The sequence below is a fragment of the Streptomyces sp. NPDC098781 genome, from assembly GCF_044759995.1.
Classification (GTDB): domain Bacteria; phylum Actinomycetota; class Actinomycetes; order Streptomycetales; family Streptomycetaceae; genus Streptomyces.
The window spans coordinates 100,801-112,885 of record NZ_JBIWAK010000006.1 but is presented as its reverse complement, the minus strand read 5'-3'; the positions used below and the strand labels follow the sequence as shown (position 1 = coordinate 112,885).

General features: G+C 70.9%; 10 protein-coding genes. 3 read left to right on the top strand and 7 right to left on the bottom strand.

The window, feature by feature from the left end:
• The first annotated feature begins 55 nt into the window (after positions 1 to 55).
• The gene (locus ACIQWG_RS24930; protein ID WP_404099679.1) at positions 56 to 661 is read left to right on the top strand and encodes a response regulator transcription factor; all 606 of its coding nucleotides are present in this window, start codon (positions 56 to 58) and stop codon (positions 659 to 661) included.
• Between the two features lie 52 nt (positions 662 to 713).
• Here ACIQWG_RS24930 and ACIQWG_RS24925 read toward each other — a convergent pair whose 3' ends face one another.
• The 3 genes from ACIQWG_RS24925 to ACIQWG_RS24915 all read right to left on the bottom strand — a co-directional run bounded on the left by ACIQWG_RS24925 (position 714) and on the right by ACIQWG_RS24915 (position 4,675).
• A complete protein-coding gene (locus ACIQWG_RS24925; protein ID WP_404099677.1) occupies positions 714 to 1,856 on the bottom strand; it encodes a sensor histidine kinase in 1,143 nt (380 codons plus the stop codon).
• 342 nt (positions 1,857 to 2,198) lie between these two features.
• Positions 2,199 to 4,466, bottom strand: a complete 2,268-nt coding sequence (locus ACIQWG_RS24920) for a TOMM precursor leader peptide-binding protein (RefSeq protein ID WP_404099675.1) — start codon at positions 4,464 to 4,466, stop codon at positions 2,199 to 2,201.
• On the bottom strand, positions 4,463 to 4,675 hold the full coding sequence (locus ACIQWG_RS24915) for a hypothetical protein (protein ID WP_404099673.1): 213 nt from the start codon (positions 4,673 to 4,675) through the stop codon (positions 4,463 to 4,465). Before ACIQWG_RS24915 ends, ACIQWG_RS24920 begins: the two co-directional genes overlap by 4 nt.
• Positions 4,676 to 4,909: 234 nt before the next feature.
• Here ACIQWG_RS24915 and ACIQWG_RS24910 point away from each other — a divergent pair, with 234 nt between their 5' ends.
• Positions 4,910 to 5,728, top strand: a complete 819-nt coding sequence (locus ACIQWG_RS24910; RefSeq protein WP_404099671.1) for a BTAD domain-containing putative transcriptional regulator — start codon at positions 4,910 to 4,912, stop codon at positions 5,726 to 5,728.
• Positions 5,729 to 5,744: 16 nt separating this feature from the next.
• On the opposite strand, the gene rfbH is transcribed toward ACIQWG_RS24910, so the two are convergent.
• Positions 5,745 to 7,049: a lipopolysaccharide biosynthesis protein RfbH gene (gene rfbH, locus ACIQWG_RS24905; RefSeq protein ID WP_404099669.1), complete on the bottom strand. Its 1,305-nt coding sequence runs from the start codon at positions 7,047 to 7,049 to the stop codon at positions 5,745 to 5,747.
• A 161-nt stretch (positions 7,050 to 7,210) separates the two neighbouring features.
• Between rfbH and ACIQWG_RS24900 the strand changes: the two genes are divergently transcribed.
• Positions 7,211 to 8,200 carry a Gfo/Idh/MocA family protein gene (locus ACIQWG_RS24900; protein WP_404099667.1) on the top strand — a complete coding sequence of 330 codons (990 nt, stop codon included), beginning with the start codon at positions 7,211 to 7,213 and terminating at the stop codon, positions 8,198 to 8,200.
• Positions 8,201 to 8,391: 191 nt separating this feature from the next.
• Here the strand turns inward: ACIQWG_RS24900 and rfbB are convergent, their stop codons facing one another.
• The 3 genes from rfbB to ACIQWG_RS24885 all read right to left on the bottom strand — a co-directional run bounded on the left by rfbB (position 8,392) and on the right by ACIQWG_RS24885 (position 12,081).
• Positions 8,392 to 9,363 carry a dTDP-glucose 4,6-dehydratase gene (gene rfbB / locus ACIQWG_RS24895; RefSeq protein WP_404099665.1) on the bottom strand — a complete coding sequence of 324 codons (972 nt, stop codon included), beginning with the start codon at positions 9,361 to 9,363 and terminating at the stop codon, positions 8,392 to 8,394.
• On the bottom strand, positions 9,351 to 10,679 hold the full coding sequence (locus tag ACIQWG_RS24890; protein ID WP_404099663.1) for an activator-dependent family glycosyltransferase: 1,329 nt from the start codon (positions 10,677 to 10,679) through the stop codon (positions 9,351 to 9,353). Before ACIQWG_RS24890 ends, rfbB begins: the two co-directional genes overlap by 13 nt.
• A gap of 64 nt (positions 10,680 to 10,743) precedes the next feature.
• Positions 10,744 to 12,081, bottom strand: coding sequence for a P450-derived glycosyltransferase activator (locus ACIQWG_RS24885; RefSeq protein WP_404099662.1), 1,338 nt, complete (start codon positions 12,079 to 12,081; stop codon positions 10,744 to 10,746).
• Positions 12,082 to 12,085 lie beyond the last annotated feature (4 nt).

The following is a 12,085-nucleotide window of genomic DNA, read 5'->3' as shown; positions in this document are numbered from 1 at the left end:
CCTGGTGGGAGTATGGAGCGGGGGAGTCGTGGAGTCGGCCGATGTGAGGGGGGCCATGCTGAAAATTCTGATCGCCGAAGACATGGTGATGTTACGCAGGGCATTGGCCGAACTACTGGCACTGGAGGCGGACTTCGAGGTGGTGGCCGAAGTCGATCGCGGTGACGAGATCGTGCCGAGGGCGCGCGCACTGCGACCCGATGTGGCCGTACTCGACATCGGCCTTCCCGGCATGGACGGGATCACCGCCGCTGCCGCGCTCGGCGCCGCCGTACCCGACTGCCGGGTCCTCATGCTGACGGGACTCGGCAATCCCAGCACCTTGCGCCGGGCACTGACCACCCGCGCCACCGGATTCCTGCACAAGGACGCCGACCCCGCACAACTCGTCGGCGCCATAAGGGCGGTGGCCGCCGGCAAGCGGGTCGTGGATCCCCAACTGGCCGTCGCGGCACTCGAGGACGTGACGCAGCCGCTGGCCCCACGTGAACTGGAAGTCCTCCAGCTCGCCGCCGCCGGCGAGGGCACGGCGGCCATCGCCGGCCGGCTGTTCCTCTCACCTGGAACGGTGCGGAACTATCTGAGCAGCGCCGTGGTCAAACTGGGCGCCCGCAACCGGATGGACGCGGTACGGATCGCACGCGAGGGCGGCTGGATCTGACAGGCGTATCCGAAAGGCGTCCGACGAGTCGTACCGTGGGCCGGGCCCGTGCTCAGGCCACCGTCGCGGAACCGTGTATCTCTGCCTCGCAGGGATGCACGGGCCTCAGCAGCCGGTGCCTGGTCACGGCTGTCTTCGCCGGGAGCGGGACGACAGCCGTCACGGAGAACCACTTCCCGTCGGTGACCTCCGCGGTGAGCCGGCCGTCCACCGCTTCGATGCGATCGCGAAGGTTGTCCAGGCCGGTTCCCGGCCGGGCGTTGCCGACGGCGGCGGGCGGGCGGTCGTCGAGTCCGTCGTTGGCCACCATCAGCCGGACGGCGCCCTGTTCGCGGTGGAGCCGGACCACACAGGTGCCGACCTGGCTGTGCCGGAGCATGTTGGTGACGGCCTCGCGCAGCACCGTCGCCAGGGTCGTCTCGATGTCGGACGGCAGCGGTCCGGCGCTGCCCCGGAACTCGGCGTGCACTCCCATGTTCTTGAGCGTGGCGAAGACCGTCTCGACCTCGGTCGCCAGTGACATGGCGCGGTAGGTCTGGGAGACCGCCCGGACGTCGATGAACGCCCGCTGCGTGGTTTCCAGGATCTCCGTCAGTTCCTGCTGAAGACGGGCGTGCTTGGAAGGCGGCAGCCGCCGCGCCAGTTCGCATTTGAAGGCGATCGTGGTCAGGCTCATGCCGAGCAGATCGTGCAGATCGCGCGAGAAGCGCAGCCGTTCCGCCTCCACGGCCATGTGGGTGAGTTCGGCGCGGGTGCGGTGGGCCTCATGGACGAGGCGGGTGAGCTCGGAGAGCCCGAACACCACCAGTCCGGTCAGCGTGGTCGCGACGGTGCCGTACCAGAGCGAGCCGCGGCCCGTTCCGCTCTCCAGGACCAGCAGGCTGGACGAGGCCACGATGGCCGCGAACGTCGGCCACTTCCAGCGGGCGGGCAGCAGGAGCAGGGCGGAACCGGCGAGTACGCCCGGTGCGGCGAGCCAGGCCTCGGCGAAGGTGAGGAACGGCAAGTAGCTGAGGAGAACCTGGAGTCCGAAGGTCCAGTACCTCCGGCGACTCAGCCGGGGAGACAGATACCCGAAGGAATGGGCCAGTTGGAGACCGTAGACGATGAGCAGGGTCACGATCCCCGCGGTGAACCCGGCCGGTGAGAGATGGGCTTCCAGCAGATATCCCACGGCGACCCCGAAAAAGGCCACGAGCACCGCGATGGTGATGGCGCTGGAGGTGCCGAGAGCGAGGTGCCTGCTTCTCGCGTCCTCTCGTTCGGCGCGCGTACCATTGTGCTGGGCAGAACCTTGCATCTCTTCTCTTACCCCCCGGGCGGACCGAACGAGTCGACGAGTCAGGTGTGCCGCGATCACCCCTGTCGCGGCATAGTGCAAGGATGGAACTCGCTATCGATTCTAACCTGAGCGTGCCATTTCGCTGAGGAGCTCTGCGGCGTGGCCGCCCTTCCCAATCCCCTTGTCGCAGTAGACCGTTCGCGGTGCGGAAAGGTTCGCTGCGAAGGCCGCAAGAAAGGGGAGGATTGAATTCCGTTACAGGTGCAGGGGCAGTGGATTGAGATCCGCGTAGTCGGTCGGCCGGGTGAGCCGGCCGAGCGTGACGGGTACGTCGAACAGCCGCCCGGGGCCGAATCCCGCCCAGTGCGGGCGCAGACCGGGAACCAGCACCTTGGCGACGGGCAGCTCCACATCGGGGCGGGTCTGGTCGAGGACGAGTACGTCGAGACCGTGCCGGCGCAACAGCGCGACCAGGGCGTGGACCTGTGCGGCGGCGTCGGCGGCCGGCCGCGATGCCGCGGGCGGCCGGGTGGACCGGCGTGCCGCGGGCAGCAGATAGGGCTGGTTGGCGGTGGTGGCGTGCCGGAACCAGGCCAGGGCTTCCGGGTCGGTGCCGGTGTAGGCGGAGGCCCCGTCGGCCGGCTCCCCGGTCAACGGCGGCAGCATCTGGTTGAGTTCGGTGAGCGCCCGGCGCAGCGCGACCTGGGGATCGAAGTGCGCGCCGAAGCCCAGCACGATGTCCTCGGCCGCCTTTCCGGTCCGTGCCGACACGGCGGCGACCACGGGAATACCGAGATCCGATGTGAGATCCAGGGCCCACACCGTCCGGCCCAGATCCCTGAGCACGGCCCGCATCCGGGCGATCCAGGGATCCCGCTGGTCCAGCGGAACGGCGGGCTGCCGCGTGCGGTTGTACCACCACAGCGCGATCGCGTCCCGTTCCACCAGTTCCAGGCAGCCGTGGACGATGGCGTCCTCCAGACTGGTCCCGGCGGCGGCTCCGTTGGAGGTTGCTCTGCAAAGACCCGTACTCGCGTCCGGGGCGTTGTAGTACAGCAGACTCGTGGGGGCCAGCCGCTGCCGTTGCTCGGTCAGCGACCAGACGGGCGTCCAGTCGAGTCGGGCGTCGACGTCGAAGGGCTCGGTCACCTGGTGGAAGGGACCGTGCGCGCGGTTCCAGGCCGCCCGGTCCGCGAACTGCCGCCGGTCGAAGAGCTGGACGCTGTCCGGATGGACGGCGAGGGGTGCCAACTCGCGGTAACTGCCGCGCCTGCGAGGCTCGTCGCCCTGGAAGTAGCCGCTGTACCGCTCCAGCGCCTCGCCCAACGCGCTGGCTTTCGCGTGGAGTTCGGTCACCCCCTTGCCGGAGCCGGGGCTGCGCAGCGGGGTGTGGAGCGGGGGCGGCGGTTGTTCGGGGTCCCAGGGCGGCTGGGCGCCCGCGTGGAAGCAGTTGAGGAACTCCGGGCCGCGCGGATCCCGGCGGATCTCGCCGACCAGACCGGTCACGGGGTCCACGAGGTGGCCGTAGCGCTCCAGCATCCGGTCCGGTCCGAACGTCCGGTGACCGCCGCCCGTGGTGTCCCGCACCGGTTGGGGGGACAGCACGACCGGGGCCGAGACCCGGTCGCGTACCAGCAGGGGATCGCCGCAGCGGGAGCACTGCGGGCGGCGCCGCACGGGATGGCGGCTGCTCTCCAGCGTGCGGGTGTCCAGCCGCCACAGGCTGCCCTGATCGGCGTTCCGGTGCCCGGCGAGCCACTTTCCGGCTTCGAGCAGCGCCAGTTGCAGGGCCGCCGCACGCCCCGCGGGCAGATACGACGGCCGGTGCGCGGCGGGCCCGCTGTGCCCGAGCCGGTGCTGGACGTACGCCTCGCCGCGCCGGCGCAGCCGGAGCCGGTCCGTGAGACAGCTCCAGCAGGGGCCGTCGCCGGGGGAGAGGAAGGGACCGATCCACAGATGGGTGCCGCTGGCCCGCACCGGCAGCCAGGTGCGGCCCGCGGCGCGGTGCTCCGTGTCCAGGGCGCTCAGCCGCGGGTCGAGGTAGTCGTGGCACAGCGCCAGGGTCAGGTCGGCCGGCTCGCCCGCGGCGGCGGCGCGCAGCCCCGACGCCGACACGGCGTCGCGCAGCGCGCCTCCCGCGTCGTCGGTGAGGTCGACCGGGGCGAGGAGCGCGTCCCGGCCGTCGCGGGGCGGTGCCTGAAGACCGGTGAGCGCCCAATAGGCACGCTCGGGGCCGTCGGCTCCGTCCGGCGGATAGGTGTGCAGCAGACCCGCGTCCAGCAGCCTGGTCACGAGCCGTTCGGTGCTGTCGGCCGACAGCACCGGTGCCGCGTCGGAGACGATACGGGGCAGATCACGGCTGCCGTCGAGCAGTGGGGCCAGCAGGGCGATCTGCGCTCCGCCCAGCGTGGTCACCCGGTCCTCCGTCATCAGGAAGACGGGCTCCCCCGGCACCGATTCGACCCGCAGATGCGGTGCGAACCCCAGCCTGGGAAGCCCGTTGCCCGGGGCCGGCCGGCTCATCGAGACGTAGGACCGCCGTCCTTGGCCCACGGGGTGGGCGAGGGCATCCAGCAGATACAGATACGGCTGTCGGGTGTCTCGGCGAGCTGGTGGCCGAACTCGGTGATCACGAGATCGTCGATGGCCCTCGCTATGTCCGCGTCGCCGTCCGGCAGGGGCGTGATCCGTGACATCGTGTGCTCCTTGTCGCTGTCGACTGCCTGCTCCATGGGGTGCGTCGGACCCGGGCCGGGACCTGCGCAGCGCCGCCATCTTTTCGGGCCGGGCCGGGCGATACCAGTGCGTTCTGCACGGGGGACCATATGAGGTTTACACATCTTGCGCACACGTTTCTCATATGCCTGTACGGGTCCTCCGCACTGGTTGATGGCCGAAGGAGCCACAAGACTCCATGAGCAAGGAGCTCTTCGCGGTGCTCCTTCGACCACATGGGGGAGACAGACATGGACATATGGTTGCTGGGACCGCTGACGGCCGAGGTGCGGGGGCGCTCGATCGTGCCGACGGCCGCGAAACCCCGCCAGATTCTCGCGCTGCTCGCCATCCACGCCAATCGGGTGCTGCCCGTCGGGACCCTGATGGAGGAGATCTGGGGTGCCGAGCCGCCGCAGAGCGCGCTCGCGACCCTGCACACGTACATCCTTCAGCTCCGCCGTCAACTCACCGCCGCCTACGGCTCCGACGCCGAGGTGTCGGCCAAGGACGTCCTCGTCACCCAGTACGGCGGCTACTGCTGGCGGGCGCCCGCGGACGCCGTCGACGTACCGCGGTACGAGCGCCTGGTCGCCGCGGGGCGCGCCGCCTCCGCCGAGGACCGGCAGGAGCGGGCATCGGCGTACTTCCGTGAGGCACTGGCCCTGTGGCGCGGGTCCGCGCTGGTCGATGTGCGCATCGGGCCCGTGCTGAGCATCGAGGTGGCCCGGCTGGAGGAGAGCAGGCTCGGCGTGCTGGAGCTGTGCCTGGAGGCGGAACTGAGGCTGGGGCGCCACGCGGAGCTGCTGGCCGAGCTGATCGAGCTCACCGGGCGCCATCCGCTGCACGAGGGCCTGCACGCCCAGTGCATGACGGCGCTGTACCGTGCGGGTCGCTCCTGGCAGGCGCTCGACGTCTACCAGAGGCTGCGCCGCCGGCTCGCCGAGGAACTGGGCCTTTCTCCGTCCCCGCGCCTCCAGCGTCTTCAGCAGGCGGTGCTCGCGGCGGAGCCCTGGCTGGACCTGCCCGGGTGCGGGGAGGACATGATGCTCGACCGGATGATCGGCTGAGCCGCCCGGTGGCGGTTCAGCTGTTCTTGGCGACGAACTCCACGATGGACTCCCGCATGTAGTCGGTCATCTCCTCGGTGATGCCCGGGTACACCCCGATCCAGAAGCTCTGCTCGGTGATGATGTCGCTGTTGCGGAGGTCCCCGGCGACCCGGTGCGGGGTGTTGAGATACGCCGGGTGCCGGGTGAGGTTGCCACCGAACAGCCGTCGTGTGCCGATGCGCCGCTCCTCCAGGAAGGCGACCAGGTCGCGGCGGGTGTAGGTGGCGTCGGGCAGAACCGTGATGACGAACCCGAACCAGCTGGGGTCACTGCCCGGGGTCGCGGTGGGCAGCAGCAGGCCCGGGACGTCCGCGAGCCCGTCGCGCAGCCGCTGCCAGTTGCGCCGGCGGGCCGCGCCGAACTCCGGGAGCTTCTTCAACTGGCTGAGCGCCAGGGCCCCTTGGAGGTCCGTCGCCTTCAGGTTGTACCCGATGTGCGAGAAGATGTACTTGTGGTCGTAGCCCTTGGGCAGGTCACCGAGCTGGTAGTCGAACCGCTTGAGGCAGGTGTTGTCCTCGCCCGGCTCGCACCAGCAGTCCCGGCCCCAGTCGCGGAACGACTCGACGATCCGGGCCAGTTCGAGGTTCTTGGTCAGTACGCAACCGCCCTCACCCGTCGTGATGTGGTGGGCGGGATAGAAGCTGACGGTGGCCAGGTCCCCGAAGGTGCCCGTATTGCGCCCCTGATAGGTCGAGCCCACGGCATCGCAGTTGTCCTCGATCAAAAACAGCTCGTGATCGGTGGCCAGTTGCTGGATCTCCGCCACCTCGTAGGGGTTGCCCAGGGTGTGCGCGATCATGATGGCCCGGGTGCGGTCCGAGATGGCGGCCTGTACGCGTTCCGCCGTCGTGTTGTACGTGCCCAGTTCGAGGTCCACGAAGACGGGCGTCAGACCGTTCTGGAAGATCGGGTTCACGGTCGTGGGGAAACCGCCGGCCACCGTGATCACCTCGTCGCCCGGACGCAGCCGCTGATCACCGAGCCGGGGCGAGGTCAGCGCCGAGAGCGCCAGCAGGTTCGCCGAGGACCCGGAGTTCACCAGGTGCGCCTTGCGCACGCCGATGTGGCGGGCGAACTTGCTCTCGAAACGCCGGGAGTGCGACCCGGCCGCGATCCGCAGATCCAGGGCCGCTTCCACCAGAGAGACCCGGTCCTCCTCGTCCAGGACCGCCCCCGAGGAGAGGATCGGTGTCACCCCAGGTTCGAAGTTCTCCGGCTGCTGCTGCCGGTGGTACTCGCGAACCTGCTCCAGGACCAGGGCCTTGGTGTCCGACGTCATAGCCGTCCCTCCTGTAAGGAATGCCTCGGGACCATGCTGGCGCCGCTCGGTCGAGGAGCCATGGAGTCCCCGGAAAGGTCCTGCTCCAGCGGGCTTCCAGGGGCTTTCGACCTGCGCTGGCTAGCTTGTGTCGGCGACGTATCCGACAGGTGAGGTGGCAGATGCCCGAGGACACTCCACGACCGGTACTCCGCATGGGGGTTCTGGGCTGTGCCGATATCGCGGTGCGCCGGATCCTGCCCGCGCTCGTGGAGCACCGGTCGGTGCGGCTGGTCGCCGTGGCGAGCCGGGACCGGTCGCGGAGCGAGGGGATCGCGGCCCGGTTCGGATGCGCGGCGGTCACCGGCTACCAGGCGCTGCTGGACCGAAGCGACATCGACGCCGTCTATGTGCCGCTGCCGCCCGGCATGCACCACGAATGGGTCGCGCGGGCGCTGACCGCCGGAAAGCACGTCCTGGTGGAGAAGCCGCTCAGCACCAGCTACGCGCAGAGTGCCGAACTGGTGGAGATGGCGGCCCGGTCGGATCTGGCGCTCACCGAGAACTTCATGTTCCTGCACCACTCCCAGCACGCGGCGGTACGGGACATGGCCGGCGAGGTCGGCGAACTGAGAGTGTTCTCCAGCTCCTTCGGGGTACCGCCGCCCGCTCCGGCGTCCTTTCGGCACAACGCGGCCCTCGGCGGCGGCGCCCTGCTGGACGTCGGCGTGTACCCGCTGCGCGCGGCCCAGCTCCACCTCGGCGGGGAACTCGACGTCCTCGGCGCCTGTCTGCGCGTCGACGAGGCCACCGGTGTCGACGTCGCGGGAAGCGCGCTGCTCTCCACGGCGAACGGGGTGAGCGCCCAGCTCGACTTCGGTTTCCAGCACTCCTACCGGTCCGTGTACGCCCTGTGGGGCAGCCGGGGCAGGATCAGCGTGCCGCGCGCCTTCACACCGCCCAGGGAGCACCGCCCGGTGGTCCGTCTCGAACAGCAGGACAGGATCACCGAGGTGACACTCCCCGCCGACCACCAAGTGGGCAACGCGCTCGACGCGTTCGCGGCGGCGGCCCTGTCGGGCACCCGGCGGGCCGAGCTGCGCGAGGGGCTGCTGCGGCAGGCGCTCCTGGTCGAGCAGGTACGCAAGGCCGCGCGGGTCGTCGGCTGCTGAGACTCCGCCGGACGCGGGCAGGCCGGGGCGGGCCGGGCCACGCGGCGGAGCCTCGCATGCCACGGCCCCCCTCGGACGGCGCGCCCCCCTCGGACGACGCGCGCCGTTCCGTCCGGCCCCCGACGACACCGGCGCCGACAGCGAGAGCCGGTCCCGTCGGGGGCCGGCTCTCGCTGTGGTCGCAGTCAGGCTCAGACCGGTTCGGCCGCTTCCGGCCGCCGGACCGAGCGGTCGCGGTACCAGTCGACGACCTCGCGCAGTCCGTCGTCCAGCGACCGCCGCGGCCGGTAGCCGAGTTCGGTACGGATCTTCGAGTCGTCCACCGCGTACCGCAGGTCGTGGCCCTTGCGGTCGGGCACCTGCCGCACCCGAGACCAGTCCGCGCCGCACAGCTCCAGCAGCATGGCCGTCATCTCACGGTTCGTCAGATGCGTACCGCCGCCGATGTTGTAGATCTCGCCGGCCCGGCCACCGGTCAGCACCGCGTGGACGGCACGGCAATGGTCGTCCACGTGCAGCCACTCCCGGATGTTGTTGCCGTCCCCGTACAGCGGCACCGTCCGTCCGGCCAGCAGTTCGGTCACGAACAGCGGGATGAGCTTCTCCGGATGCTGGCGCGGGCCGTAGTTGTTGGCACACCGGGTGATGCGTACGTCGAGCCCGTGCGTGCGCCAGTAGGACCGGGCCACGAGGTCGCTGCCCGCCTTCGACGCCGCGTAGGGCGAGTTGGGCAGCAGCGGCTCCTCCTCCGTCCAGGAGCCCTCGGCGATGGATCCGTAGACCTCGTCGGTCGAGATGTGCACGAAGGTGCCGACCCCGCAGCGCAGGCTCGCCTCCAGCAGCGTCTGGGTGCCGAGCACATTGGTGCGTACGAACTCCGCGGCCCCGGTCAGGGAACGGTCGACATGGCTCTCGGCCGCGAAGTGCACCACCGCGTCGTGACCGGGGAACACCTCCAGGAGCGCGTCGAGGTCACGGATGTCGAGATGCCGGAAGTCCAGCCGGGGGTCCGTCATCGGCAGGTTGTCGGTGCTCCCCGCGTACGTGAGCAGGTCGACGACCGTGACCCGGTCCGGAGGCGGTCCGGGCAGGTCGCCGGCCAGCAGGGAGCGCACATAGTGGGATCCGATGAAGCCGGCACCGCCGGTGATCAGGACACGCATGGCGCGGACACACCTCCGAGACGTCGACGCCCGTGGGCGCGGTGCTGGGCGGTCAGCCGCTCCAGTACGGGGACGACCTCCGCCGGAGTCGGTTCGGACTCCGCCTCGGTCCGCAGCCGGGCGGCGGCCGAGGTGAACGAGGGCTCCTCGAGGAGCCGCACGAGCCTGCTCCGCAGCCCTTCCACCGTCACGTCGTGGGAGGGGAGATGGAGACCGGCGCCCAGCTCCTGCTGGCGGCGCGCCCGCTCGATCGCGTCCCAGATCCATCCCATGGCGATCTGCGGAACCCCCTCGACGAGCGCCGTCGACCAGGTCCCGGCACCACCGTGGTGCACGATGGCCGCGCAGGTCGGCAGCAGCGCGTGCAGCGGTACGTGGTCCACCAGGCGCACATTGTCCGGGACATGGGTCAGCAGCGCCCGCTGCTCGGCGTCGAGCGTGGCCACCACCTCGATGTCGAGCCCCTCGATCGCCTTGAGGACCAGGTCGACCGGGACCGCGTTGGGGAACTCGGAGGTCCGGGCCGTGAGCCCCAGGGTGACGCACACCCGGGGACGCGTCGGCGGGATGCGGAGCCAGTCGGGTACGACGGCGGGCGCCGGCCCGTTGTACGGGATGTAGCGCATGCCCACGGTCGGGTCGTCCGACGGCGGCCGGAAGCTGCGCGGCACCTGGTCCACCGACCACTGTCCCGTCACGGCCTCCTCGTCGAAGGGCAGGCCGTAACGGCCGAGCGTCCACTGGAGCCACTGGCCGAGGGAGTCCTCGGTGTGGGCCGATCCCGGCTCCGCGTCCTCGTCCGCGGGACCGAGCTGCGCGAGGAAGGCCCGCCGCATCGGCATGAACATGTCCGGGAAGGACAGCAGGCGCGCGTGGGCCGCGCCCGTCACCTTCGCGGCCACCGCGCCCGCGAACGTGAACGGCTCCCACAGGACGAGGTCCGGCTTCCACTCGCGGGCGAACGCCACGAGTTCGTCGACCATCGGATCGTCGTTGACCAGGGCGAAGAAGGTGGCGGTCATCATCGCGTCCCAGCCCTTGAGGAAGGCGGGGGTGAGCTGACCGGGGGCATCGGGGTCCAGCGACTGGTCGGCGTGGTGGGACAGCACGGAGTCACCCACCCCCTTGACCATGTCGTCGAGCCCGGGGTCGGCCCCCACGGGGACGGCGGTCAGCCCGGCCGCCGTGATGCTTCCCGTCAGCGAGGGCTGGCTCGCCACCCGTACCTCGTGTCCGGCGGCCCGCAGCGCCCAGGCGAGCGGTACGGACCCGTTGAAGTGCGCGTCCAAGGCGAAGGACGTCAGCAGAACCCGCATGGGCGGTCCTTTCTCTCTGGCTCTGTGAAAACCCCGGCCGCGGTACGCCGGACGAGGCGTACCGTCACGCGGAGCTGGTCAGGGAGAACCGCAGCACCCCGCCCAGGACGGGGGAGCGCATCCGCCGCTGGACGCCGTCGGCCGGCGCGAGCCGGGGGTGGCGCTCCCGCAGGGTGCGTACGGCGGTCTCCGCCTGGAGCCGGGCGAACGCCCCGAACAGGGAGGTGTGCGGGCCGGACAGCGCCAACTGCCCCGTGCCCGTGGGCCGGGTGAGGTCGAAGTGGTCCGGGGCCAGGAACACCTCGGGGTCCCGGTTGGCCGCGCCGACGTGGACGACGACCTGGGCGCCGGCGGGGATGTCCTGACCGGCGAGCGTGAGGTCCTCGGCGGCGATCCGGCTCTCCAGCCGCACCGGCGGCGCGTGACGCAGCGTCTCCTCCACGGCTCCGGCGGCCAGTTCGGGGCTGTCGCCGAGCAGCGCCCACTGCCTGGGATGGGCGAGCAGCGCTTCCAGGGCGTTGTTGATGAGCCCGGCGGTGAGTTCGACGCCCACCACGGCGGTCAGCACACCGACCGCGAGCGCGTCCTCGTCGGCAGAGCCGCCGCGCAACACCGTGCTGAGCAGATCGTCACCCGGGTCGGCCTGCCGCGCCGCGACGAGGTCGCCCACGAGGGCGCGTATGTCCTCGATCGCCTCGATGAGCCGGCGGGTGACCACCAGCGGCTGCGGGCAGAGCGCCGCGTCGAGCGCGACCCCCAGCGCCAGACACGTGCGGGCGAACCGTTCGCGCTGCGCGTCCGGGACACCGAGCAGCGTCGCGGCGGCCTCGGTGGCCACCGGGCGGGAATAGTCCGCCATCAGGTCGAAGGAGGCACCGAGTCCGTCGGCGGTCTCCTGGTGCGTGCGCTCGGCGCTCTTGCGGTGGCCCTCCGCCGCGGCCTCGCCCAGCGCGGGGGCCGCCGACTTCGCCCAGCGCGCGTGGTCGGCGCCCGACGCGTGCAGGAAGGCCCGGTCCAGCGGGATGATGTGGCACAGCAGCGGATTGCTCCAGGCGTCGGAGAACACGTGCCGCTGGAGGCCCGGCAGATCGGCGTGGCGCAGGCTCAGCCGCGGATCGGCCAGCACCTCGGCGGCCAACCCGTGCCGGCCGGTGACCCAGGCTCCGGCGCCGCTCTGCCACAGCGGTGTCTCCGATTCCCGGATGCGGCGGGCCAGCACCACCGGGTCGTCGCTCTCCGCGCGCAGGGTCAGGGCGTACGGATCGCCACTGGTGCCGTAGATCCAGTGGAAGCCGCGGGCGGTCAGCAGGTGACGGCCGAGCTCGCTGTCGGTCTGCTGGGCCTCCTCGGTCGCCACGGGGGTCTCGGCGGTGGTCGTCTCGTCGGTCTCCGTGTGTGTCACGGCA

Excerpts from the sequence above, each read along its gene's own strand:
- ACIQWG_RS24930 (WP_404099679.1), top strand. The coding sequence starts at position 56 with ATGCTGAAAATTCTGATCGCCGAAGACATGGTGATGTTACGCAGGGCA.
- ACIQWG_RS24915 (WP_404099673.1), bottom strand. The coding sequence starts at position 4,675 with ATGGAGCAGGCAGTCGACAGCGACAAGGAGCACACGATGTCACGGATC.
- rfbH (WP_404099669.1), bottom strand. The coding sequence starts at position 7,049 with ATGACGTCGGACACCAAGGCCCTGGTCCTGGAGCAGGTTCGCGAGTAC.
- ACIQWG_RS24890 (WP_404099663.1), bottom strand. The coding sequence starts at position 10,679 with ATGCGGGTTCTGCTGACGTCCTTCGCCTTGGACGCGCACTTCAACGGG.
- ACIQWG_RS24920 (WP_404099675.1), bottom strand. The coding sequence starts at position 4,466 with ATGAGCCGGCCGGCCCCGGGCAACGGGCTTCCCAGGCTGGGGTTCGCA.
- rfbB (WP_404099665.1), bottom strand. The coding sequence starts at position 9,363 with ATGCGTGTCCTGATCACCGGCGGTGCCGGCTTCATCGGATCCCACTAT.
- ACIQWG_RS24910 (WP_404099671.1), top strand. The coding sequence starts at position 4,910 with ATGGACATATGGTTGCTGGGACCGCTGACGGCCGAGGTGCGGGGGCGC.
- ACIQWG_RS24900 (WP_404099667.1), top strand. The coding sequence starts at position 7,211 with ATGCCCGAGGACACTCCACGACCGGTACTCCGCATGGGGGTTCTGGGC.